This is a genomic window from Paenibacillus sp. JGP012 (assembly GCF_014203995.1).
GTDB classification, from domain to species: domain Bacteria; phylum Bacillota; class Bacilli; order Paenibacillales; family Paenibacillaceae; genus Paenibacillus; species Paenibacillus silvae.
This window is the reverse complement of record NZ_JACHKG010000017.1, coordinates 73,806-97,307: the sequence shown is the minus strand read 5'-3', so window position 1 is coordinate 97,307 and position 23,502 is coordinate 73,806. Positions and strand designations below refer to the sequence as shown.

At 47.2% G+C, this 23,502-nt stretch carries 26 protein-coding genes; 24 read left to right on the top strand and 2 right to left on the bottom strand.

What is annotated here, in order from left to right; translation table 11 throughout:
• Window positions 1–91: 91 nt before the first annotated feature.
• Window positions 92–427, bottom strand: coding sequence for a hypothetical protein (locus HNR77_RS19565; RefSeq protein WP_184187927.1), 336 nt, complete (start codon window positions 425–427; stop codon window positions 92–94).
• A gap of 5 nt (window positions 428–432) precedes the next feature.
• Entirely contained in the window at window positions 433–1,425 is a 993-nt protein-coding gene (locus HNR77_RS19560) for a DUF1385 domain-containing protein (protein WP_111269668.1), read from the bottom strand.
• 318 nt (window positions 1,426–1,743) lie between these two features.
• Between HNR77_RS19560 and HNR77_RS19555 the strand changes: the two genes are divergently transcribed.
• The 24 genes from HNR77_RS19555 (at window position 1,744) to nusB (ending at window position 23,473) form a co-directional block, all read left to right on the top strand.
• Window positions 1,744–2,250 carry a YqhR family membrane protein gene (locus HNR77_RS19555; protein WP_184188027.1) on the top strand — a complete coding sequence of 169 codons (507 nt, stop codon included), beginning with the start codon at window positions 1,744–1,746 and terminating at the stop codon, window positions 2,248–2,250.
• Between the two features lie 77 nt (window positions 2,251–2,327).
• Window positions 2,328–2,771, top strand: a complete 444-nt coding sequence (gene aroQ / locus HNR77_RS19550; protein WP_111269667.1) for a type II 3-dehydroquinate dehydratase — start codon at window positions 2,328–2,330, stop codon at window positions 2,769–2,771.
• Window positions 2,772–2,810: 39 nt separating this feature from the next.
• Complete coding sequence (locus HNR77_RS19545; protein WP_184187924.1) at window positions 2,811–3,884, top strand: M24 family metallopeptidase; 1,074 nt, start codon at window positions 2,811–2,813, stop codon at window positions 3,882–3,884.
• A gap of 69 nt (window positions 3,885–3,953) precedes the next feature.
• The gene (efp, locus tag HNR77_RS19540) at window positions 3,954–4,511 is read left to right on the top strand and encodes an elongation factor P (RefSeq protein WP_111269665.1); all 558 of its coding nucleotides are present in this window, start codon (window positions 3,954–3,956) and stop codon (window positions 4,509–4,511) included.
• 193 nt (window positions 4,512–4,704) lie between these two features.
• Window positions 4,705–5,958 carry an aspartate kinase gene (locus HNR77_RS19535; RefSeq protein WP_184187921.1) on the top strand — a complete coding sequence of 418 codons (1,254 nt, stop codon included), beginning with the start codon at window positions 4,705–4,707 and terminating at the stop codon, window positions 5,956–5,958.
• A 232-nt stretch (window positions 5,959–6,190) separates the two neighbouring features.
• Entirely contained in the window at window positions 6,191–7,240 is a 1,050-nt protein-coding gene (locus HNR77_RS19530) for a LacI family DNA-binding transcriptional regulator (RefSeq protein WP_184187919.1), read from the top strand.
• 252 nt (window positions 7,241–7,492) lie between these two features.
• Window positions 7,493–8,410, top strand: a complete 918-nt coding sequence (locus tag HNR77_RS19525) for a carbohydrate ABC transporter permease (RefSeq protein ID WP_184187917.1) — start codon at window positions 7,493–7,495, stop codon at window positions 8,408–8,410.
• Complete coding sequence (locus tag HNR77_RS19520; RefSeq protein WP_184187914.1) at window positions 8,407–9,240, top strand: carbohydrate ABC transporter permease; 834 nt, start codon at window positions 8,407–8,409, stop codon at window positions 9,238–9,240. Before HNR77_RS19525 ends, HNR77_RS19520 begins: the two co-directional genes overlap by 4 nt.
• A 50-nt stretch (window positions 9,241–9,290) precedes the next feature.
• A complete protein-coding gene (locus tag HNR77_RS19515) occupies window positions 9,291–10,580 on the top strand; it encodes an ABC transporter substrate-binding protein (protein ID WP_184187912.1) in 1,290 nt (429 codons plus the stop codon).
• Between the two features lie 45 nt (window positions 10,581–10,625).
• Window positions 10,626–13,160 (top strand): beta-mannosidase, encoded by a 2,535-nt coding sequence (locus tag HNR77_RS19510; RefSeq protein ID WP_184187910.1) that lies wholly within the window; start codon window positions 10,626–10,628, stop codon window positions 13,158–13,160.
• A gap of 239 nt (window positions 13,161–13,399) precedes the next feature.
• On the top strand, window positions 13,400–14,404 hold the full coding sequence (spoIIIAA, locus tag HNR77_RS19505; RefSeq protein WP_184187908.1) for a stage III sporulation protein AA: 1,005 nt from the start codon (window positions 13,400–13,402) through the stop codon (window positions 14,402–14,404).
• Window positions 14,397–14,915 carry a stage III sporulation protein SpoIIIAB gene (gene spoIIIAB / locus HNR77_RS19500; protein WP_184187906.1) on the top strand — a complete coding sequence of 173 codons (519 nt, stop codon included), beginning with the start codon at window positions 14,397–14,399 and terminating at the stop codon, window positions 14,913–14,915. Before spoIIIAA ends, spoIIIAB begins: the two co-directional genes overlap by 8 nt.
• Window positions 14,916–14,944: 29 nt before the next feature.
• Window positions 14,945–15,148 (top strand): stage III sporulation protein AC, encoded by a 204-nt coding sequence (spoIIIAC, locus tag HNR77_RS19495; protein ID WP_017687585.1) that lies wholly within the window; start codon window positions 14,945–14,947, stop codon window positions 15,146–15,148.
• A gap of 31 nt (window positions 15,149–15,179) precedes the next feature.
• On the top strand, window positions 15,180–15,569 hold the full coding sequence (gene spoIIIAD, locus HNR77_RS19490) for a stage III sporulation protein AD (RefSeq protein ID WP_184187903.1): 390 nt from the start codon (window positions 15,180–15,182) through the stop codon (window positions 15,567–15,569).
• A gap of 56 nt (window positions 15,570–15,625) precedes the next feature.
• Entirely contained in the window at window positions 15,626–16,780 is a 1,155-nt protein-coding gene (gene spoIIIAE / locus HNR77_RS19485) for a stage III sporulation protein AE (protein WP_397367182.1), read from the top strand.
• Between the two features lie 30 nt (window positions 16,781–16,810).
• On the top strand, window positions 16,811–17,665 hold the full coding sequence (gene spoIIIAF / locus HNR77_RS19480) for a stage III sporulation protein AF (RefSeq protein WP_184187897.1): 855 nt from the start codon (window positions 16,811–16,813) through the stop codon (window positions 17,663–17,665).
• Between the two features lie 24 nt (window positions 17,666–17,689).
• The gene (gene spoIIIAG / locus HNR77_RS19475) at window positions 17,690–18,328 is read left to right on the top strand and encodes a stage III sporulation protein AG (protein WP_184187894.1); all 639 of its coding nucleotides are present in this window, start codon (window positions 17,690–17,692) and stop codon (window positions 18,326–18,328) included.
• 75 nt (window positions 18,329–18,403) lie between these two features.
• On the top strand, window positions 18,404–19,234 hold the full coding sequence (locus tag HNR77_RS19470) for a SpoIIIAH-like family protein (protein ID WP_184187891.1): 831 nt from the start codon (window positions 18,404–18,406) through the stop codon (window positions 19,232–19,234).
• A 137-nt stretch (window positions 19,235–19,371) separates the two neighbouring features.
• Entirely contained in the window at window positions 19,372–19,845 is a 474-nt protein-coding gene (gene accB / locus HNR77_RS19465) for an acetyl-CoA carboxylase biotin carboxyl carrier protein (RefSeq protein ID WP_184187888.1), read from the top strand.
• 56 nt (window positions 19,846–19,901) lie between these two features.
• On the top strand, window positions 19,902–21,245 hold the full coding sequence (accC, locus tag HNR77_RS19460; protein WP_111269652.1) for an acetyl-CoA carboxylase biotin carboxylase subunit: 1,344 nt from the start codon (window positions 19,902–19,904) through the stop codon (window positions 21,243–21,245).
• A gap of 215 nt (window positions 21,246–21,460) precedes the next feature.
• Window positions 21,461–21,871, top strand: a complete 411-nt coding sequence (locus HNR77_RS19455; RefSeq protein WP_111269651.1) for an Asp23/Gls24 family envelope stress response protein — start codon at window positions 21,461–21,463, stop codon at window positions 21,869–21,871.
• Between the two features lie 146 nt (window positions 21,872–22,017).
• A complete protein-coding gene (gene amaP, locus HNR77_RS19450) occupies window positions 22,018–22,557 on the top strand; it encodes an alkaline shock response membrane anchor protein AmaP (RefSeq protein WP_111269650.1) in 540 nt (179 codons plus the stop codon).
• Window positions 22,558–22,571: 14 nt separating this feature from the next.
• Complete coding sequence (locus HNR77_RS19445) at window positions 22,572–22,805, top strand: DUF2273 domain-containing protein (RefSeq protein WP_145403921.1); 234 nt, start codon at window positions 22,572–22,574, stop codon at window positions 22,803–22,805.
• 215 nt (window positions 22,806–23,020) lie between these two features.
• Complete coding sequence (nusB, locus tag HNR77_RS19440; protein WP_145403920.1) at window positions 23,021–23,473, top strand: transcription antitermination factor NusB; 453 nt, start codon at window positions 23,021–23,023, stop codon at window positions 23,471–23,473.
• Window positions 23,474–23,502 lie beyond the last annotated feature (29 nt).

Below are 23,502 nucleotides of genomic sequence, written 5' to 3'. Positions count from 1 at the left end.
GTGCCAAGTCAGATCCGGTCTATATCGGAAATGGAGGAGAGCTATTCATAAAAAAAGCAATTCCCACTAAGGTGAGAATTGCTTTTTGAGATTAATGATACTTCGGAATATCCTCTTCACTCTTGCCCTTCTGTCCTTGAATGACCTGGAAAGGATAATCCTTGCGTTTCCTGGACGAGCTGCTTTTGCGGGCTGAAGCATTGTTCTGTGCATTCACTTTCGCCATCGTTTTTGCCGAAGGTTTGATCTTGGGTGTTTTGGCTTTGCGAGACCAGCGGGCAGGCGGATATTTGTACAGCAGGAACACAACCCCGAACACAATCAGAGGGATGAGAATGCTGGACAATGAGGCACTAGTCAAAAAACTGATAATTCCAAAAGCAGCCAGTACCATGACCACCCAGAATACAATTGCCTGCTTGTTCATTTCATTCACCCTTTCACAGGATCAAATGTGGCTACAGGAACTTCAGCTGCCGTAGAGACGTTCGCAAGCTTGGCATCCAGCTCACGCATGCGGTTAAACGATGCGATGGATACCTCCACTTGTGCATTCGTTGGTTCTTTGGTAGTCAGAAGTTGCAGCCAGAGCCCCGGATACCCGAGATAACGAAGTACAGGAATGTCACGCACTGAATTCGTAATTTTGAGAAGTTCAAATGAAACGCCTAATACTACTGGTAGCAGCAACAGACGCTGACCCATACGTTCCCAAAGATTATCATAGGTAAATACGGAATACAGGAATATACCGATAATGACCGTTAGCATGATAAAGCTGCTTCCGCAGCGATAATGCAGTCTGCTGTACTTTTGTACATTCTCCGGTGTCAGTTCTTCCCCGGCTTCATAAGCACTGATGACCTTATGTTCTGCTCCATGATATTGGAACAAACGTTTAATCATCGGTGTCTGTGAGATTAACCACAGATAAGCGAGCAGCAGAATCAGCTTGATAACGCCTTCCAATACATTATGCAAAAATTGATTGTTGAATGCATTTTTAAATAAGAAGTCCTCGATCACCACAGGCAGCAGCGTCAGTACAATTTTGCCGAAAAGGAAGGAAAGAATGGCTACAGCCGTAACGCCAATGATCATACTAAGGCTCCAGCCGGAACCTTGCTTCTCTTGTTGTTTGGCTTTTTCTTCCGGCTCCAGTTCATCGTCAGCATAAGCGTCAGCGGAGTAATTCAGATGTTTGCTGCCTTTGACACTTGAATCTATAATGCTGACAATTCCTCGCAATAACGGAATCCGCCGCAATTTCATGACCCAGGTCTTGTCTTGCTTGGGAACTTCCAGATACGTAATTTCGCCGTCTTTTCTACGAACAGCTGTAACGTTGACGTGTTTGCCGCCAAACATTACACCTTCAATGACAGCTTGCCCCCCGTAGCTGACAGGCTTGGATTGTTGAGGCAAATCATTCACCTTCCTATTCTATTCTACGCCTTTACAGTGAAAGGCAGTTTTATATCCTTATTGTATCGAATTTTGTGAGCAATTTCTAGTTTATGAGGTAATCCGCAGGTGAAGCTGTTAAGATTGTCCTGTTTTGAACATACTACGCCCTAGAACTGTGAGAAAATGTCTAGCACATAGCATGAGCATCTTACGAAGAAGGGGACGTTAACGATGACGGATTATAACGATAAGGGAATGCCAATTCGTGATCAGCACGATGAAAAATCAGACCCTCATTCCCAGCGGCAGCGTCCGCGCCAAAGGGATGACAAGGTGATGGGACGGCGTTCCATGCCCAAGCAGGGGGATGCGCATTATTATACAAATCCATTCTCCTTTGCACTGGAGCTGGGGTTCTTTGCCGGTCTGATCTGGGGAGGAATTCACTGGCTGTTCCATCTGCTGCATTTTACCGTAGTACCTGTCGGTTTTCTGGCAGAACCCTTTTTTAAACATGAGTATATCTATACTTCAGCAGGGCATCTAACCGGATGGCTGTGTTTCATCGTGTTTTCTATTTTGGCTTCCCTGTTATACACCTTTACCATTCGAAAATTAAAAGGGCCAATTCCAGGTATGGTCTACGGCATCGTTTGGTGGGTGATTCTCTTTGTTTTGCTAGGTCCCAAGCTTGGTATGATGAGGGCATTAAACAGGTTAACATGGGATTCTATCATTACGGAAATCTGTTTCTTCCTGCTCTGGGGCTTGTTTATCGGTTACACCGTGGCGATGGAGTATACGGATGAACGAAAAAGGGAGCCGGAACACGCCGGAGCCTAGACGCAAAAAAGCTTCTCAATCCGGCAATGGCTGTGTTAAAATAGCAGATGGTTATTTGCAGAGAGGGTGGAGCAGCAATGAAACGAATTATTGTGATCAATGGCCCGAACCTGAACATGCTTGGTGTTCGTGAACCAGGCATATATGGCACGATGAGTCTGAAGGATATTGAAGACAATATTCGCAGACAGGCCGAGCAATTGGGTGTCTCCATCGCTTTTTATCAATCCAACCATGAAGGGGACATCATTGACCGCATTCATGCCGCTATGGGTGAGGCAGACGGGATCATACTGAATGCCGGGGCGTTTACCCATTACAGCTATGCTATACGTGATGCAATCAATGCCGTGAAGGTTCCTACCGTGGAGGTTCATCTATCCAACATTCATGCACGTGAAGCGTTCAGACATCATTCAGTGCTTGCAGCAGAAACGATCGGGCAGATTGCCGGATTTGGCGAAGTAAGCTATGAACTGGGATTGCTGGCTCTCGTGCGTCATCTGGACAAACAAACCTGAGCCGGGGACCCGGGAATGTGAGAGAAAGAAGGGTTACCGATGGAAAACAAACGAGTACACAAGTTACGCGAGGCCATGGCTGAGCGTGAACTACAAGCCATGCTGATTACTAATCCGATCAACCGTCGTTATATGACGGGCTTTACAGGCTCGGCAGGCTATGTGCTTATTACGGAAAACGAAGCATACTTGCTGACTGATTTCCGTTATATGTCGCAGGCAACCTTGCAAGCCAAAGGTTTTACTGTGCTGGAGCATGGTGTCAAACCAATGGATTCCGTGCGGGATTTGCTGGTCAAAGCCAATATCAAGGAAGTAGGCTTTGAACAGGATTCAGTCACATTTGGTACACATGCTGCTTATGCAGAAACTCTGCAATCGGTTAAACTGAAAGCTGTATCCGGCATAGTAGAGCAGCTTCGCATGTTTAAGGATGCGGACGAAATCGCGGTTATGCAGCGGGCTGCTGACTTGGCCGATGCCACGTTCAGCCACGTTTTGCAATTTGCCAAACCGGGCATGACTGAACGTGAAGTGGAACTGGGGATGGAGTTTTTCATGCGCAAGCATGGAGCAACGAGTTCTTCCTTTGATACCATTGTCGCTTCGGGTGAACGCTCCGCGATGCCTCACGGCGTGGCAAGCGGCAAGGTGATTGGACAGGACGAGCTTATTACATTTGACTTTGGTGCGCTGCTGGACGGATATTGTTCCGACCTGACACGTACAGTTGCTACAGGCAACCCTGTTCCCGAGCTGTGCAAGATTTATGATATTGTACTGGAAGCACAGTTACATACGCTGGAGAACCTGAAACCAGGTATGACCGGACGGGAAGCAGATGCACTTGCACGGGATATCATTGCAGGCTACGGATACGGAGAGCAGTTTGGACACAGCACAGGCCACGGTCTGGGCATGGAAGTTCATGAAGCTCCACGTCTGTCCAAGCTCAGCGATGATGTGTTGAAACCGGGCATGGTGGTTACTGTTGAACCGGGGATTTACATCGATGGACTTGGCGGTGTGCGGATTGAGGATGATGTGGTTATGACCGAAACGGGTATCCATATCCTTACGAAATCGGATAAGAAGTTCACCGTTATTGGATAACCTGCCAGCTACTTGAGATATGAATCATTCATATCACTGACTTTTTACTTATACCAGGAGGGATTTTTTGTGATTTCAGTAAACGATTTTAAAACAGGCTTGACCGTAGAAGTAGATGGAGACATCTTCACTGTACTTGATTTTCAACACGTAAAACCGGGTAAAGGCGCTGCCTTTGTACGTTCCAAATTGAAAAACCTGCGTAACGGCAACACGGTTGAGCGCACGTTCCGTGCAGGTGAAACCATTGGCCGTGCAATCATCGAAAACCGCGGTGTATCTTATCTGTATGCAAGTGGTTCAGAGCACACGTTTATGGACAACGAAACTTACGATCAATTCACGTTGACAAGTGACCAGCTTGAATGGGAATTGAACTTCCTCAAAGAAAACATGAATGTGAAAATCGTTAGCTACCAAGGTGAAATCCTGGGTATCGACCTGCCTACCAGCGTTGAGCTGAAAGTTATTGAAACAGAGCCAAGCGTTAAAGGTAACACAGCACAAGGTGCTACGAAAAACGCAAAAGTAGAAACAGGTCTGAACGTACAAGTACCTTTGTTCATTAACGAAGGCGACGTGCTTTTGATTGATACACGAGAAGGTAAATACTCCTCCCGTGCGTAACTTTCATACGCTGTAAGCTTGAAGGCGTGAATGAGAAACCCTTTGCCAACTCATTGGCAGAGGGTTTTTTTGAAAAAAGATTAGCCTATCAGGCGCTTTCGTAATATACTGGGTTAAAGTCATTTCTCGGAGAGAATAATGACGAAAGACATCAATTTATGCATAACTGCACAAGGTAGGGAGTGGATTTGCGTTGTCATTGTACGTCATGAAATTTGGGGGCAGCTCGGTCGGAGATACAGAGCGCATGAAGCGTGTAGCCGGTCGTGTTGTGGAAAAAGCAGATGAAGGACATCAATGTGTTGTCGTGGTCTCGGCCATGGGAGATACAACCGATGATTTGATTGATCAGGCAAAGCTGCTGAACAGCGATCTGCCTGCGCGTGAAATGGATATGCTGCTCACAACAGGAGAGCAGATTTCGATCTCGTTATTGTCTATGGCTATACAGGCACTTGGGCGCAAGGCGGTATCCTTCACAGGATGGCAGGCCGGTTTCCGGACTGAGCCGGTACATGGCAAAGCTCGCATTCAGGATATCCGTCCTGAACGTGTCAATGCAGCACTGGCGGATGGCAATATTGTCATTGTTGCCGGTTTCCAAGGCATGACGGAAGATGGTGAGATCACCACGCTGGGCCGTGGCGGCTCGGATACGACAGCGGTTGCACTGGCAGCTGCCATTCAGGCGGATGCTTGCGAGATTTATACGGATGTGGACGGAATCTATTCCACAGATCCAAGGATCGTCAAAGTAGCACGCAAGCTGAAGGAAATTTCCTATGACGAAATGCTGGAGCTTGCGAATCTGGGAGCAGCGGTATTGCATCCTCGTGCGGTAGAGTACGCGAAGCATTCCGGTGTACCTTTGATCGTAAGATCAAGCTTTAACCATAATGAAGGAACGGTTGTTAAGGAGGAAGCAGCAATGGAACAAGGCGTAGTGGTAAGTGGGATTGCATACGATAAAAATGTAGCACGCATCAGCATTTTGGGAGTGCCGGACGTGCCGGGCGTACTGGCTGAAGTATTTGGCTCACTTGCAGCCGAACAGCTCGATGTAGACATCATTGTACAGAGCGGTGTTATGGACGGCAAAGCGGACTTCTCGTTCTCGGTTGCGCTATCGGATCGCGAGAAAGCGTTGCATGTCATTGAAGGCTTGCACAGCCGCCTGCCATATCGTGAAGTAACCTCGGAAGAGAATCTGGTTAAAATCTCGATTGTAGGCGCAGGTATGGTAAGTCATCCGGGTGTGGCTGCCAAAATGTTCAAAGTGATCTCCGGCGAAGGTGTAAGCATCAAAATGGTAAGCACATCGGAAATTAAAGTTTCCTGTGTTATCGATGGAGAGAAGCTGCATGATGTGATTAAAGCACTGCACACAGCATATGACCTGGATACAGAAGAGCAAGCTGTGATCGGTGGACCACAAGTCCGCAGATAATTGAATAAACTATTCTGTCTAATAAAAAAGGCTAATCGATGTTAATCTCGGTTAGTCTTTTTTGATTCGTTTACAGTTTATGCGTTGCTCACCTGGTGTTGATTAGCGAGAAGCTTTACGAAGGAGTACAGCTCCTATACAGCATGCATCTCTTTTGTTATGATGTAACGGATTAGTTTGGTTTACAAAATTGCTTTGTAAACCTCTTTAGAAGAGACGGGGTGAAGCAGCTTTGGACAAGAAGAAAAAAGTAACGATGCAGGAAATTGCGGAACGGGTTGGTGTATCCAAATACGCAGTATCGAAGGCATTATCCGGCAAGGCGGGCATCAGTGCGGCAACACGTGAACGAATTTTTGAGGTGGCCTCGAATCTGGGGTATTTGGATCAACAGCTAACAAGACGCACGATGGCCCCCAAGACGCAGACAGAGGAAGAAGAACGCATGATCGGAATACTTTTTCCGAATATCCGTAGTCAGAATCGTGACTCCTTTTATTGGGGGCGTGTGCTTGAAGGGGTGTTTCGTGGTCTGGAAGGACATGGGATCTCATCGGTACTGATTACAGACGATAGTCCTCAAAACTTTAACAAACTCATGCGACCAGAGGCTTTACTGGGGATAATCGGAATCGGGTTGATTGAGACAGCCATGCTGGTTGAGTTGCGTTCACTTGGTATTCCTTTTGTAATAATAGATCACGAGGATGAACTGGTCGCTTCAGATACGGTGTTCATGAACAATTATGATATCTATCGTAAGCTGACGAAATTTCTGATAGGCAAGGGCCATCGACATATTCAGTTTGTAGGGGACTGGACATATGCTCGTAGTTTTGCCGATCGTTGGAGTGGATTCAAGGCGATACTTGATGAAAACGGCATACCGTACATGCCGCACAAAGAACTGTTGCAGATTCGACCGTCGCATCATGAGGACAATCTGGAGCTGATTCGCATAGCGATGCAACAGTTGATTGAGACTTCTTCCACTACCGCGATTGTATGCGCTAACGACAAGGTGGCTTCTTTATGCATGAATGAATTGGAGAAGAAAGGTAAACGAATTCCAGCCGACATCTCGGTGGTCGCTTTTGACAATGATCCTGAAGTTCATGCGCAATACCCGGAATTATGTACTGTAAACGCAGAGACAGAGGTGCTTGGGATTCAGGCGGTTGAAATTATGCAATGGAGGCTGAAGCATATCTCCATGCCTTATGAGAAGCGTCTCATTCAAGGTGAGTTAATTATCAAAGGCAGCATTGGCAGTCTGGTCTAAAAAAACAACCATTTATGAGGTTATCCATTACATCGTGAATGTAAAGGATAGCCTATTTGGTATGGGGGAATGTCTATCAAATAAGAGATATGCATATTATTTATCTATGTAGACGCTTAAAGTAAACCAATATAAACTTAGTAAACATAATAATATTAACAAATTAGTTGACAGTATACTTCTGAAATGACTATGATGGACTCAGATACAGCGTTTCACGCTGACAGACTACAAAGGAAACGGGGTAATGCTATGTTCGGCAATAAGCGGGGAATCGGCTGGATCTACCATCAGAATGTGGCTGGGTATGTATTTATCTCGCCTTGGCTGATTGGGTTTCTGTTATTAACGCTGTGGCCGATTCTGCAATCGTTCTACCTCTCGTTCACAGACTATTCTCTTTTGGATTCGCCAACATGGGTAGGAACGCGCAACTATAGCGAGATTTTACAATCTGACAAATTATTTTTGAAATCGCTTACAGTAACATTTGTATTTGTGCTATTAGCGGTACCGATTAAGCTTTTCTTCTCGCTCATGGTTGCGATTTTGCTGAACAAGGATATCAAGGGCATGAATGCTTACCGTACAGCCATCTACTTTCCGTCCTTAATTGGAGGCAGCATTGCAGTGTCCGCTTTATGGCGGAACATGTTCGGCATGGATGGTTACATTAACCACGTGCTTGGCTGGTTCGGTATTACGGGAATCGGTTGGATATCCAATCCGAATACAGCACTCGGAACTCTGATTTTGTTGAATGCCTGGCAATTTGGATCAACCATGGTCATTTTTCTAGCTGGATTGAAGCAAATCCCTAAAGATCTATATGAATCGGCTTCTGTGGATGGAGCCAGCAGTATTCGGAAGTTTTTCTCGATCACGATCCCGATGCTCTCTCCGGTGATGTTCTTTAATCTTGTACTTGGCATCATTAACTCATTCCAGATGTTCACGTCGGCTTTTGTCATTACCGCTGGAGGTCCGGCGAATTCCACGTACATGTATGTGTTGTTCCTCTACGACAAGGCGTTCAAGCAGTTTCAGATGGGTTATGCTTCAGCGCTGGCATGGATTCTGCTTGTCATTATCGGTGTCTTTACAGCACTGAATTTCATTGTATCGAAGTACTGGGTGTTCTATGAATCCGAAGGAGGTAAATCAAAATGATAACTAGCAGTCAGAAGACCTGGAAGGCACATTTTATTCTGATTCCATTTTCCCTGCTTATGATTTACCCGGTGTTATGGTGGATTGGAGCCTCCTTCAAAAGCACGACGGAACTTTCCTCACCGTCATTATGGCCAACGACCTGGTTATGGGAGAACTATAGCAATGGCTGGAGCTTTACGTCTGACTTTACGTTTGCTCGTTTTTTTGCCAATACGTTAATGATGGAGTTTTGGAATGTATTGGGTGGTGTTGTAACAGCGGCTCTCGTAGGTTATGGGTTCGGGCGATTGAATTTCCGGTTTCGTAACTTCTGGTTTTCGGTGCTGCTTCTCACGATGATGCTGCCTTCACAAGTAACCGTTGTGCCTCAATATATTTTGTTTAACAAACTTGGTTTGGTTGATAGTTATGTTCCGCTTATATTGCCCCATTTCTTCGGGGGCGGCGCATTCTTCATATTTCTGATTGTGCAGTTCATTCGTGGCATTCCACGTGAACTGGATGAAGCGGCGCAGATTGATGGCGCCTCCGTTTACGGTATTTTCTTCCGTATTATTGCTCCGCTCATCAAGCCCGCACTCGTGACCGTAGCGATTTTCACCTTTTTATGGAGCTGGGACGACTTTTTCTCGCAACTGCTGTACCTCAATTCGGTAGAAAAGTTTACGGTAGGGCTTGGACTTCGGATGTTCATTGATCAGTTTGAGGTGCAGTGGGGTCAATTGCTCGCGATGTCATTACTGTCCGTTATTCCTTCGGCAATCGTCTTTTTTGTAGCTCAAAAACATTTCGTGGAAGGCATTGCGACAACAGGGATCAAAGGTTGATTTTTGATGACAGGTACCACTTAACTTCACATAAAAGGGAGTGTCATTCAATGGTGATCAAAGGTAAACGTTGGCTGAAAACGTTGACGATGGGTGTGCTGGCTGCAGTAATGGTGACAGGCTGTGCAGAAGGTTCCAATTCGGGAGCAAGTGATGGCCAGGGCAACGGCACACTCAAAATGATGTGGTGGGGCTCGGATGCTCGGCATGAAGCGACCAAAAAAGCAATCGAACTGTACACATCGAAACATACGGATGTCAAGCTCACAACGGAATTTACATCTTGGGATGGATACTGGCAGAAGCTTCCCACCCTTGCCGCCTCGTCCTCACTCCCGGATATTTTGCAGATGGATGCGGCATATATTCAGGGTTATGCCAAGCGGGGGCAACTGGCAGATTTGTCCGATCTGGACTTGAGTGGCATTGTGGATGAGAAGGTGCTGGAGAACATCAAGATTGACGGCAAGCTGTATGGCGTGCCTTTGAGCTACAATGGTGCGGGTTTAGTCTATGACAAAGTGACACTTGAGCAATACGGGATCAAATTACCTTTTAACAACTGGACGTGGGATGATTTTTTTGCTTATGCCAAAGAAGCACGGAGCAAGCTGCCAGAGGATAAATATCCAATCGACGACCTGCGCAACATTTGGGAATTCTATCAATTTTATCAGACTGCCAAAGGCAAAGGCCCCATTTTTCAGGATGGAAAATTCAATCTGGACAAAGACACCTTTTTCGAATTTAACAACACCTATGCCGAATTTCAAAAAGAAGGCGTTGTACCGCCGGCAGATCAACAGCTAGCTTTTAAAGAAAATGACCCGCAACTCGACTCCTTGGGTTCGGGTAAAGTCATGCTTCGTACAGCATCGGTTGGCTCGGCGAGTGCGATTGAAGCACTTAAACCAGGTCAACTGGCAGTGAACAGCAATCCAATCGGCGATAGCGGAGGTGGCTGGGCTCAGTCAACGATTTTCTTCTCTATAAGCGCGAATTCCAAAAATGTGGAGCAGGCGAAGGAATTTATCAAATGGTTCATATCTGACCCGGGAGCAGGCAAAATTTTGGGGATGACACGTGGTATTCCGATTGATGATGAAGTGTACGCGTCCCTTGAGACAAATCTTACGGATGGAGAACGTTTCGGGAAAGAATTGCTGGATGTGGCCAAACCGAAGGCCTTACCTTTCTATCCTGCGCCTCCTGGTGCTGAAGATTTTACGGCTACGTATAAGTCTGAGATGGAGAGTGTTATGTTTGGTAAAGTGACCTTGGATGCAGCTTATGATGTGTTGGTGGAGAAAGGTAAACAGGCTGAGGCCAAAATGAAATAAATCTAATTATATAGACATTGAATGATATAAATGGAGGCAGAGACCATGCTATTAAGTGATCATTGGAGAATTCAGCAATATGAAGTGGGCGAGAAACCGCCGCTAACCATTGCCGATGCAGATTTGGATGATCGTTTCTGGATCAGCGCGAGTGTGCCTGGAGATGTACATTCCACTCTGATTGAACGTAAGCTGATAGATCATCCGTACTATGGGCATAACGATATCCATTCGCGCTGGGTGGAGCAGAAGGAGTGGTGGTACCGCACACGCTTTCAGATGGATGCCGATCCAACAAAACAAGAGCGCTGGGAATTAATTTTCGAAGGGTTAGATACACATGCTACGGTTTATGTGAACGGTCTTGAGATGGGTACGGCCGGCAATATGCACCGAACATATGTGTATGATGTTTCCCGTGTTATACATCAAGGCCAAAATACAATTGCTGTCCGATTTGATCCACTCTATCTTCATCATAGAGATAAAGCACTGATGCAGTGGTCGTCATACACGAAAGAGCGTCCATGGATTCGAAAGGCAGCGATGAATTACGGTTGGGACTGGGGGCCGCGCATTGTAACCGTTGGAATCTGGGGCAAGGTGAGACTGGAGCGTCATGCGCAAGCCAAGTTCGAGGGCGTATATGCGTATACGAAGCACTGTGACGAACAGCAGGCCAATATTAACGTTGAGCTTGAAGCGAGAAAGTATCGCGGGTGCGGTCATCTGACTTATCGTGCTTGTTTACTTGATGCGGATCAGCAGGTTGTGGCTCAAGCGGAAGGTGAACTGCAAGGTGGAAAGGCCGGATTCAGTCTGCAAGTATCACAGCCACAATTATGGTGGACGCATGATCTGGGCAAGCCTTACCTCTATCAACTGGAAACCGTATTGCTTGCAGACGGAGTGGAGGTAGATCGGAGAGAGCAGCGAATTGGAATTCGAACGGTAGAGCTGGTACTGGAAGATGAACAGGGAGAGCCTGCATTTGCTTTTCATATTAACGGTGTGAAGCTGTTCGCCAAAGGTTCCAACTGGATTCCAGTTGATAATCTGATTGGAGCCGCTCCTGACTCTCGATATAAACATCTGATCATGTTGGGCGTAGAAGCTAATATGAACATGCTGCGAATCTGGGCAGGAGGCATTTATGAAAAAGACGTCTTCTATGATCTTTGTGATGAGCTCGGTTTACTGGTATGGCAGGACTTTGCGTTTGCCAATGCGCTTTTCCCTGATTATAATGCTGATTTTGTGGAAAATGTTCGGCAGGAGGCCATCTGCAATATTCAAAGGTTGCGTAATCATGCTTCGCTCGCGTTATGGTGCGGCAATAACGAAATTGACTGGCTGTACGATATGAAATCGTCATCCGGCGAAATCACGACACCATTTTATGGTGAAACGATTTATCATGAGATTTTACCAGAGTTGCTGGAACAGCTTGACCCTGCACGTCCATACTGGCCTTCGTCTCCTTATGGCGGGAATGATGCGAATGATCCGAATCATGGAGATCGTCACAACTGGCAAGTGTGGCATGGTTCCGTCTATCCACGTAAATTTGGCGAGGTGCCTTTGCTAGATTATAGTGTGGAGGGTGTCACGTTCAAAAACTATAAAAAAGATTTCACATTATTCAGCAGTGAATTTGGTATGCATGCCTCTGCTACGAAATATACGTTGGAGCGAAACATTCCAGAGGATCAATTCTATTGGGGAAGCGTAGAGATGGCTTATCGCAACAAGGATACGAACCATCAGAAGGGCATCTTACTTATGGAAGGGTTCACAGGAGTGCCTCAAGATCTGGATGAGTACATCCAGTTTTCAATGCTTACTCAGGCTGAGGGATTGAAGTATGGAATTGAGCACTATCGGCGCAACAAAATGCGTACAAGTGGCTCCTTAATCTGGCAGCACGGCGACAGTTGGCCTGGAACCAGTTGGTCATTAATCGATTATGAGCTGCTACCAAAAGCATCCTATTATTATGCACGTAAATTTTATCATCCATTACTATTAAGTTTAAACCATGAACCTGATGAGTTATTAGAGGTGTGGGTGATTAATGATCAATTAACTTCGCTGAGTGGTCAGGTCATCATGGAGGTTTTTGATATGCAGGGTCATTCCATTCATCGTATGGAGCTGCACACCGAGGTAGAGGCAAATGGTGCTGTGAAGCTGGGCGAATGGGACGAAAAGCAGGTGTTGCAAGGTTTGCCTCCAGAACAAGCGGTGTTGAAGTTATCTGCGCCTGCATGGGACTGTCCGGATAACGTATATTATTTACGCGATGCAAAGGATGTACAGCTTAGTCCAAGCATCATTCGAGCTTCATATAATGAAGAAACTGGGCAATTGCTTGTGCAAGCAACTGAAGCGGTAGCCCGAATGGTTCAGATTTCGATCCCGCAAGGTAATGTGCGCATGAGTGATAACTACTTTGATCTGCTTGCAGGGGAGCAGCGAACCGTTGATATACGTCAAGCGGATGGGGAAGCGCTAGATTACCAACATATTATCGTAGCCGCGTTAAATGCGGAAGAGGTGGTCGCTACAGTGACAAGATGATTGAGATGTAACTTATATTTATATAAGTTAAGACATATAGGCCAAAGCCGGAAGCATGAACGATGCTTTCCTGTTTTGGCTTTTTGGCATGGAGAAGAAGTGACGTCTCTTAATTTTACAGTTCAAAAGAAATGATAGATTTCAGCGTCATAAAATGAATGTACAGGCATAAACTTGAGATATGAACAAACGTCAGAGATGAAAAATAAGATGAATGACAAAGTTGGAGGAGCCGACACATGAAAGTGAAATGGAGGGACCTTTTTCCGGAACCGATCCGAACCATCTTAGGCAGAATGCCACCTGCCCAATTGGACAAAGTGGAAGAAGTCCGCATCCGGGAAGGCAGGCCCCTGGAGATTAATGCGGGAAACACCTACCACTTTCTTACCGCAGAAGGCGCGATGACGGGTAAACCGGAAGAGGCGTATATTCCCCAGAAGGAAGTAACTCATAGACTGCTTGATCTCATAAGTAATCATTCCCTGTACACCTTGGAAGAAGAGCTGCGAAAAGGTTTCATCACGATTCCCGGTGGGCATCGAATTGGCCTTGCCGGTCGAACAGTGCTGAGTGGAGGGCGTGTAGAATATTTACGGGATATTAACGGGTTCAACGTTCGGGTAGCCCGCGAAGTCGAAGGCATCGCTGACCCGGTTCTTCCTTATCTGGTGGACATGAATAGCGGGCAAGTGCTGCATACGTTGATCTTGTCTCCACCTCAGCAGGGAAAGACAACATTGCTCCGTGATCTGGCAAGACAGATCAGCAGTGGTACGAAGCTGACGTCCGGTAACGATATGAGACAAGGTGTACGTCCGAGACTAAAGGTCGGCATCGTGGATGAACGTTCTGAAATTGCCGGGAGTTACAAGGGAGTGCCCGGATTTGATGTCGGACCGCGGACAGATGTCATGGATGGATGCCCGAAGGCAGAAGGCATGATGATGATGCTTCGCTCAATGTCGCCGGATGTTCTCATTGTGGACGAGATTGGCCGTCCGGAGGATGCCGAAGCTGTGATGGAGGCTCTGCATGCAGGTGTTTCCGTCATCGCAACTGCACACGGCCGGGATCTGGCAGAACTGTCGGCCAGACCTGCACTGAGAACGCTGATAACCGAGCAGATGTTTCAGCGATATGTGCTGCTGCAACGGACGAGCCGGGGCATGAGCTTCAAACTGGCTGACGGCAAGATGCGAGGGTTGCAGCATGCCGGAGCAGGAGGTGAAGCCTTTGGTTAACATGTTTGGTGCAGTGCTGATTATGATCGCCAGCTCGCTTGCAGGCTTTTATAAGGCCAGACAATATGCATTGCGCCCAAGGCAACTTCGAGAATTAATCGCTGCACTCCAGCGTTTGATGACAGAGATTAATTATGGTCTAACGCCGCTTCCAGATGCGATGAGCAAGATGGGTGCACAGACGAAAGAACCGGTGAGGACTCTGTTTATGCACGCCGCATCACAGATGGAACCTCCGCTCGGGCTCACGGCCAGAGAGAGCCTTCAAGCTGGTGTTGAGCAGGCGTGGGGAAGATCGGCTATGAAGTCAGACGAGCGTGAAGTCATGATGCAATTGAGCTTCAGCCTTGGCACCAGTGATCGTCAGGATCAGACCAAACACATTTCATTAGCTATACAGCAACTTATGCATGAGGAATCCCGCGCACAGGCCGATCAAGTGAAATACGAACGGATGAGCCGCAGCCTGGGGATGCTTGTCGGAGCGTTAATCGTCATTCTGATCTTCTGAAATAGCCGGGATAGCGAGGTGCCAAGGTCATGAATTTAGAAGTGAACGCAATCTTTCAAATTGCGGGCATTGGAATCATTATCGCGATGATTCATACGGTGCTGAAACAAATGGGAAAGGAAGATATGGCTCACTGGGTGACCGTCATCGGATTTGTCGTTGTATTGTTTATGGTCGTCCGTATGCTGGACAGCCTGCTGCAAGAGATTAAATCCATATTTCTTTTTCAATAAGAACGGTCATGAAGCCGGATGGTGGTGACCCGTGGAGATTATTCAAGTTGTTGGTCTGGCACTCATTGCAACCGTACTGATTCTTGTCATCAAGGAACAGAAGCCGATGTTTGCCTTTCTGATTGCGGCAGCAGCCGGTGTGGTCATTTTCATGCTGCTGATTGGCAAGATTGGAGCCGTTATCGAAGTGCTCAAGCGTCTTGCCGAACATTCGGGCATGGAGAGCATCTATCTCAAAACGGTTCTGAAAATTATAGGCATTGCATACATTGCTGAATTTGGCGCCCAGATTGTCAGGGACGCGGGTCAGGAAAGCATTGCATCCAAAATTGAGCTGGCTGGCAAGGTATTGATTCTCGTACTGGCGATTCCAATCATCAGCATTATTATTGAAACCGTCATGAAACTGATGCCGGTGTAGAAAGGGCGTGCGGACAACCGATGAAATCTCTGCATGACAAGCCGCGCTGGCACCTTATGATGGTGATGATGATTTGTTTGATGTTTGGCATGATCGGGCAGATCACAGCCAGTGCACCTTCGAAAGAGTGGATGCAGCAGCAGGCCGATCAGCTTCCGAAGGATCAGGTGGAGAAATACTGGGATCAGCTTATGAAGCAATACGGCGGTTTTTTTCCAGAAGGCAAGACGCCATCTTTCATGGACATGCTGATTCCCGGGAATGAGGGATTCAGTCTAAAAGCGGTATTTTCTGCGATTGGAAAATTTATGCTTCATGAAGTTTTATATAACGGCAAACTTTTGGTCACGATTGTCATGTTAACGGTGCTCAGCATGATTCTGGAGACGCTGCAGACTGCCTTTGAGAAAAATAATATTAGCAAAATCGCTTATGCGATCTGTTATATGGTCATTATTATCATTGCGATCAACAGCTTCAGCGTTGCGATCGGTTATGCCAAAGAAGCCATATCAAGCATGATCAACTTTATGATGGCCATGGTCCCGCTTTTATTTACACTACTGGCCTCTATGGGAAATGTCGTTACCGTATCCGTAACGCACCCGCTGATCATATTTATGATCCATATGGTAAGCACGCTCATTCATTTGCTGGTATTCCCGCTTCTCTTTTTCTCAGCCGTGCTGCATCTGGTGAGCTCAATCTCAGACAAGTACAAGCTGACACAGATGGCGGATCTGCTGCGCAATATCAGCGTAGCCTTGCTGGGTATTCTGCTTACGATGTTTCTTGGTGTGATTTCAGTACAAGGAGCATCGGGGTCTGTTGCAGATGGCATCAGCTTAAAAGCGGCCAAATACATTGCTGGAAACTTCGTGCCTGTGGTAGGCAGAACCTTTGCAGATGCAACAGATACGGTCATAACCGCATCATTGCTGGTCAAAAACGCGATTGGGCTGACAGGTGTCATCATTATTTTGTTTCTGTGTGCTTTTCCGGCAATCAAAATACTGGCGCTGGCCTTAATCTACAACGTGACCGGAGCCATTATGCAGCCGCTTGGAGATACCCCCATTGTGGAGTGCCTGCAAGCCATTGGCAAAAGCATGATCTATGTCTTCGCCGCACTGGCGGCGGTTGGCATGATGTTTTTTCTCGCAATTACCATTTTACTGACCGCAGGTAATCTGACCGTCATGATGCGATAAATGATTGCAGACAGAAAGGGGCTGGTGAGGATGGGGTGGCTGAGCAGCTGGCTGCAGGACCTGATCATGATCGTTTTGTTAGCGACATTTGTAGACATGCTGCTTCCAAATCGCTCCATGGAGCGTTACGTCAAGCTTGTGCTGAGCCTCCTTATTCTGCTAACCCTGCTGTCACCGATTACCAAATTGCTGCGAAGTGATCCGATAGGAGAGCTGAAACGAGCGATGTCTGCAATGGATGCACCGTCAGATGGTCAGGCAACACTGGAGCAGATTCTGGCGAAGGGAAGACACATGCAGGCAAACGAGCAGCAGCAGTCCCTGCAATGGACGGCAAAGGAGCTGGCTAACGTCATGAAAGGACAGATTGAGGATACAACCGGGGCGAAGGTGCAGTCTGTCGAGGTGCAGCTGGCGATGAAAAAACAAAGTACTGACGCGGAAATCGCTTCTTCGGTTGATCTACCTGTCATTCAGCGTGTTGTAGTACAGATGGCGGGGGTGGAGAAGAAGGAATCAGGCGAGGCTGCACAGGTGGATCAACCGATCTTTGCCACAAATGAAACGGATGAAGCTGAGGCAAATCAGCCAGGGTCTCAGCCGATCCAGATTCAGCCGATAGAAATTTCCAAGGTGCAGGTGGAGTCACAAGATCAGTTTTCAAACAGTAACCCTACATCTACTCATCAAACGTCGGAGTCAGCCACCAATCAAACGTCAGAGCCAGCTGCTGCACGGAACTCGGATGAAAGCAATGATACACAGCCAACCAGCGCTTCACGATCTGAACATGCTATCCAGATTATTACGCTGCTAACCGAGCAATGGAAGATTGATGCGAGTCAAGTGCAGGTGACGGAAACCAAACATGCTGAAGTGCTGTAACAGCGCGGAGAAGGAGGGGAATCGATGAAACGGTGGTTCAAAAAGCTGGAAACCTGGATGGGCGGCGGGGAAAATGGAGCAAAGCGAAGCCAGACCTTCCGCTGGCTGATCATTTTAGGGCTGATCGGAGTAGGGATCATGCTGTTTAATTCTTTTGTCAACGTTAAAAAAATTGATTCCGAGAATATCGGCCGTGAGCCGCCTGAGCAGGCAACTTCAATGTCGACTATGCAGAATGATCTGCTGGAAGAGAATCCTTTTCAGGCCATCGAGATTGCTTTTGAAGACAAAATGAAAGGTATTCTGGAAAATATCGTTGGTGTAGGCACGGTTGATGTCATGGTTACCGTCGATTCCACGGAAGAACTGGTCGTGCAGCGAAACGTTAAAGATTCACAGCAGCTTACCGAGGAGACGGATGCCAATGGCGGGAAGCGACATATGACACAGTACACCCGGGACGGGGAGATCATTACGTATGAGATATCAGGGGATCAGACGCCGATCGTTACCAAAAAGCTGAAACCGCAAATACGTGGTGTGCTGGTGGTCGCTAGAGGTGCAGAGAACAAGGTGGTCAAGGATTTGATAACAGATGCTGTTGAAAAAGGTTTGAATGTTGCGGCCTACCGGATTTCGGTCGTTCCGCGCAAACAGGATTGAAATCATTCACCTATGAGTTTTGAGACACAAGCTCGATCCGCCAGAATCAACCCTATTTTGAGGAGGATGTTCTAAATGAATAACAAACGTCAAACGATATGGCTTGTCTCCATGCTGAGCCTGATGGTTATTTTGTCCGCATACTATCTCTTTACTGAAGATTCAGGGCCTGTAAACCCACCCGTGGCTGACAGCCAGCAAGTGGATGGCATGAAACAGGGGGAAGCGAAAGAGACAGCTGGAATTATGGACCCTACAGAAGGACTGGTCATCAATGAGGTTGTGAATGGCGGACAGGTTACTGATGATGCTGGAGCAGCAGATCCGGCTGGTAACGCGGCGGGTGCAGAGGGACAGGAAGCAGGGAATACGGAGAAAACACCGGCAGGAGAGCAGGGGGCTGCTGAAGGGGAGAGCGGCAAAAAATCGGAAGCAACCGAGGAAAAAGGCACGATTGCGACACCTGAAACAGAAGGTAAAACTGAGGGCAACGCAGCCAAGACGGATGAGGAAGTGCTCAAAGAGATGGAACAGCAAAACACGGCAGTATCGGCCAGCAGTCAATTCCAGAATTACCAGTGGCAGCGTGAGGAAAGCAACAATCGTCTGTATGAGGAACTGGCGACGGTGGCGGGTGATTTAAGTAAAACACCGGAAGAAAATGCAAAGGCAACAGAGCAGATTCGGGCACTTGAAGATAAGCAGGCCAAAATTACAGGTATCGAGGAAACCTTGTCCCAGCAGTATGCCAATGCCATCGTGCAGGAGGAAGCTGACAAGTACAAAGTGGTCGTGTTAAGTGACAAGCTGGACGTAAAACAAGCGGTTTCGATCGTTGATCTGGTCATGAAAGAACTGTCTGTATCGCAAAATAAAATCAGTGTGCAATATGTCACGGAACAATAATCAGTAATGTGATAAGGGCACCGGGAGCTCGTTCGACTCTCGGGCTCTTTCCATTTTTAATGATTATGATATAATACATAAAGCCATATGACCGTCCTCGTGAGACTGGCATGATGCCGAAGGAGTGAATAATGGAAATGTTTAAATTGAGCGAAATTAAAGAATTGATTAAATTGGTGGATGAAAGTTCCGTTCAGGAATTGGAAATTGAAAATGAAGGATCACGTCTGTCGATCCGCAAGCCAGGCAAAACGGAGGTTGTGCAAGCTGCTGCAATCCAGCCGCAAGTGATCGCTGCTCCTCAGCAGCAACAGGTACAGCCTGCAGCAGTTGTGAGCGAGCCTGCTCCGCAAGTCGATACAACAAGTCATTTACATAAAATTGTATCTCCGATGGTGGGTACGTTTTACAGAGCCTCTTCACCGGAAGCAGGTCCTTTTGTAAGCGTGGGTGATAAAGTTGTTGAGAAAACAACGGTATGCATCATCGAGGCGATGAAGCTGATGAACGAGCTTGATGCTGACATCAAGGGACAAATCGTTGAAGTGCTGGTTGAGAATGGACAGCTTGTCGAGTATGGACAACCTCTGTTTCTGGTAAAACCGGAATAACCTGTTATAACAGGCGAACAGCAGCCGCATGAGCTTCGAAGGAGGACAATAACCAAATGAAATTTCATAAAATATTGATTGCCAATCGCGGAGAGATTGCTGTACGAATTATTCGTGCGTGCCGCGAACTCGGCATATCGACAGTAGCTGTCTACTCGGAAGCAGACAAGGATTCCTTGCATGTCCGTCTGGCAGATGAGGCTTACTGTATCGGACCAACGCTGTCCAAGGACAGTTATCTTAATTTCACAAACCTGATGAGTGTAGCTACGTTAACGGAATGTGATGCCATCCATCCGGGTTACGGCTTTTTGGCGGAGAATGCTGACTTTGCAGAAATCTGTGGTTCCTGCAACATTACATTCATCGGTCCATCACCGGAAGCGATCACAAAGATGGGGGATAAGGCGGTTGCGAAGCAGACGATGAAGGATGCAGGCGTGCCTGTTATCCCTGGTTCGGATGGTCTTGTTGAAACAACGGAAGAAGCGATTATGATTGGCCGGGATATCGGTTATCCTGTTATTATCAAAGCTACCGCAGGTGGCGGTGGCAAAGGCATTCGTATTGCCGAAGACGAGGAAGAGCTGGTGAAACAGATCACGGCTGCTCAGCAGGAAGCTCAGAAGGCATTCGGCAATGCCGGTGTATATCTGGAGAAATTCCTGACAGGCATGAAACACGTCGAGATTCAAATCATGGCCGACAAACATGGCAATGCCGTGCATCTTGGCGAACGTGACTGCTCGGTTCAGCGCCGTCGTCAGAAGCTCGTAGAAGAAGCCCCGTGCCCTGTGCTGAATGAGGAAGTGCGTACACTGATGGGAGAAGCAGCTGTCCGTGCGGCGCTTGCTGTCAATTATTCCGGAGCAGGTACGCTGGAATTCCTGCTCAGTCCAACTGGAGAGTTCTACTTCATGGAGATGAATACACGTATTCAGGTGGAACACCCTGTAACCGAGATGGTAACGGGCGTTGACCTGATCCGTGAAATGATTTCTGTGGCAGAAGGCAATCCGCTTTCTTTCCGTCAGGAAGACGTTGTTATCAATGGCTGGTCGATCGAGTGCCGGGTTAATGCAGAGGATCCTGAGCGTAATTTCATGCCTTCACCTGGTAAAATCGGATTCTATCTTGCGCCAGGTGGTCCTGGTGTTCGTGTGGATAGTGCGGCATATCCCGGGTATACGATCTCGCCTTTCTATGACTCCATGATTGCGAAGCTGATCGTATGGGGAGCAACCAGAGAAGAGGCTATTGCCAAGATGAAGCGTGCACTGGCAGAGTTTGCGATCGAAGGCATCTCCACCACGATTCCGTTCCATCAAAAACTGCTGGATCATCCAACGTTTATTCGCGGAGATTTTGATATTAAATTTCTTGAGGAAAACGAGATTTAACAGTCATATTGGGCTTGTTTGTCATAAACCAGCTCAAATGATATAGTATGTAATAATAAGAGCGCATGTCTCCTGCACAGGATAAGCCCGCATTAGCGGAAGGCTGCAGGAGTTCCGGTAAAGCCGGACCGGAAGGGTTCTGGAACTGTTGAATATGAACCGGCGCCCTGACGGATGGCCGCAAACTTATCTCGCGAAAGGTGTGTTAAACATTTATGAGTACACTACCGACTGAATTTGAACGTACGGATATCGGTGAAATCCAGATCGCACCTGAAGTTATTGAAGTGATTGCTGGACTCGCAACAGTGGAAGTGAAAGGTGTTGCAGGCATGAGCGGTGGATTCGCTGGCGGATTCGCGGAGCTGCTGGGCCGTAAAAACCTGTCCAAAGGGGTTAAGGTTGAAGTAGGTCAACGCGAAGCAGCAGTCGATGTTTCCGTAATTATCGAATATGGATACCGTCTGCCGCAGGTAGCAACTGAAATTCAACAAAACGTGAAGCGCTCCATTGAGAATATGACGGGTCTTAGCGTGAATGAAGTGAATGTGCATATTCACGACGTTCAGTTCAAGAACCCTGAAAAAGTGGAAGAAGTTGACCTGAACACGCAGCGTGTAAAATAAAAAGAGACAGATTCCCCCGGCACCCTTGCCGGGGGTTATCCCGTCTTGGACAGGTCTTGGATTCTGCTTTGGCTGGACAAAGCTATGCTTGTCCTACCCTTCAGCAGGTTTAGCAATGTGAGTGAGCAAGGGAGGCTGTGCAGTTCGTGGCTAAAATACTGGATCGGCTTCTGTTGTTTATATACAGCATAAGCGTAGGAGCAATATCGGCGGCGGTCATTTTACTGATTAGCGGTGTGCTGCCATACGAATTGAATTACCAGCAGGAACAAAACGTGATTGTGGCCTCGATTGTCGCAGCAGCGATTTTGTTTGTCCTGAGTTTGCGTTTTTTCTACATCTCGATTCGGCGTGAGCGCGGCTCGCTGCCGTCTGTGGATCAGCGTACCGAGTTCGGGGATGTGCAAATTTCGATGGAGACGATTGAAAACCTCTGTTTGAAAGCAACTACCCGTTTCCGTGGCGTACGTGACGTCAAAGCGCGTATTCGCGTGGTGGAGTCAGGACTGGAGATCAAGATTCGGGCCGTTGTGGATGGTGAGACACCTATTCCAGCGCTGACAACGGATCTGCAAAAGGCAATACACGATCATGTGCAAGAGATTACGGGCATTCCGGTTTCTTTTGTCACCGTGTATATTGCTAATGTAACCCAGTCGCCTAACTACAAGAGTCGCGTGGAATGAGGTGAGTTTCACTGATGTTGTGGAAAGAGATTTGGGATAATTACAAGGGCCGCATTCTTGGCGTTGCTTTTGGTATTTTGTTAGGATTTCTTTATGTTTGGATCGGTTTTTGGGATATGTTGTTCTTTGCACTCTTGGTGTTCATCGGTTATACGTTTGGCAGACGAAGCGATGCGAAGCTGGGCTCGTTTATTCCCTGGGGGGAATTGCGGCAATGGCTTGGGGATCGCTGGCGTCCGTTCAAATAACCTGTCTGAGCCCTGCAATATGTTTCTTCCGAAAATAGAACTTTAGTTTGAGTTGCCCGATTTTCGGCGGAAACGTTTTGCAGGTTTTTTTGTGAGAAAAGAGCGCAAGTAGAAGCGAAGTACCATGGGTATCCTTTGAATAGGGTAGCTAATGGTGCCTTGTATTTAAAATAAGCATGATGACGCTCTGAGAGGAGCGCTGCAGGAGGCAGGACATGAAAAGACGTTTGGCTAGGGAAATCGCAGTACAAAGTCTGTACCAGATGGAAATGAATGAAGTGAGTGCAGCTGAAGCGGTGAATATGCTCATCAATGAAGCGGCTGAAGAGAATGAAACGGAAGTAGTTATTCGTGATGAAGACGTGATGCGCAGCTACGTTACCGAGATGGTACAGGGCACATGGAGTCACAAGGAAGCCATTGACGGTTTGCTGGTTGATTATTTGAAAGGCTGGCAGCTCAGCCGTTTGTCGCGTGTAGATCGTCAAATTTTGCGTTTGTCTGCATATGAGATGGTATTCCGTGATGATGTTCCGGCGAAAGTTTCCGTCAACGAGGCGATTGAACTGTCCAAGTATTTTGGTACGGACGAGTCTGGCAAGTTTGTTAATGGTGTGCTGGGCCGTATGATTCAGGAAGTAGACAGCATCAAGCAGAAATTATCCTGACCAGCGTTCGGAACAGAACAGGCAGGCCA

Bases quoted from the DNA above. Each gene is read 5' to 3' on its own strand.
- accC (WP_111269652.1), top strand. From the start codon at position 19,902: ATGAAATTTCATAAAATATTGATTGCCAATCGCGGAGAGATTGCTGTA.
- HNR77_RS19545 (WP_184187924.1), top strand. From the start codon at position 2,811: ATGGAAAACAAACGAGTACACAAGTTACGCGAGGCCATGGCTGAGCGT.
- spoIIIAC (WP_017687585.1), top strand. From the start codon at position 14,945: ATGAATTTAGAAGTGAACGCAATCTTTCAAATTGCGGGCATTGGAATC.
- HNR77_RS19565 (WP_184187927.1), bottom strand. From the start codon at position 427: ATGAACAAGCAGGCAATTGTATTCTGGGTGGTCATGGTACTGGCTGCT.
- HNR77_RS19555 (WP_184188027.1), top strand. From the start codon at position 1,744: ATGGGACGGCGTTCCATGCCCAAGCAGGGGGATGCGCATTATTATACA.
- HNR77_RS19510 (WP_184187910.1), top strand. From the start codon at position 10,626: ATGCTATTAAGTGATCATTGGAGAATTCAGCAATATGAAGTGGGCGAG.
- spoIIIAG (WP_184187894.1), top strand. From the start codon at position 17,690: ATGAAACGGTGGTTCAAAAAGCTGGAAACCTGGATGGGCGGCGGGGAA.
- HNR77_RS19520 (WP_184187914.1), top strand. From the start codon at position 8,407: ATGATAACTAGCAGTCAGAAGACCTGGAAGGCACATTTTATTCTGATT.
- nusB (WP_145403920.1), top strand. From the start codon at position 23,021: ATGAAAAGACGTTTGGCTAGGGAAATCGCAGTACAAAGTCTGTACCAG.
- aroQ (WP_111269667.1), top strand. From the start codon at position 2,328: ATGAAACGAATTATTGTGATCAATGGCCCGAACCTGAACATGCTTGGT.
- accB (WP_184187888.1), top strand. From the start codon at position 19,372: ATGTTTAAATTGAGCGAAATTAAAGAATTGATTAAATTGGTGGATGAA.
- spoIIIAA (WP_184187908.1), top strand. From the start codon at position 13,400: ATGAAAGTGAAATGGAGGGACCTTTTTCCGGAACCGATCCGAACCATC.
- HNR77_RS19445 (WP_145403921.1), top strand. From the start codon at position 22,572: ATGTTGTGGAAAGAGATTTGGGATAATTACAAGGGCCGCATTCTTGGC.
- HNR77_RS19470 (WP_184187891.1), top strand. From the start codon at position 18,404: ATGAATAACAAACGTCAAACGATATGGCTTGTCTCCATGCTGAGCCTG.
- HNR77_RS19525 (WP_184187917.1), top strand. From the start codon at position 7,493: ATGTTCGGCAATAAGCGGGGAATCGGCTGGATCTACCATCAGAATGTG.
- HNR77_RS19455 (WP_111269651.1), top strand. From the start codon at position 21,461: ATGAGTACACTACCGACTGAATTTGAACGTACGGATATCGGTGAAATC.
- spoIIIAE (WP_397367182.1), top strand. From the start codon at position 15,626: ATGATGGTGATGATGATTTGTTTGATGTTTGGCATGATCGGGCAGATC.
- HNR77_RS19515 (WP_184187912.1), top strand. From the start codon at position 9,291: ATGGTGATCAAAGGTAAACGTTGGCTGAAAACGTTGACGATGGGTGTG.
- spoIIIAF (WP_184187897.1), top strand. From the start codon at position 16,811: ATGGGGTGGCTGAGCAGCTGGCTGCAGGACCTGATCATGATCGTTTTG.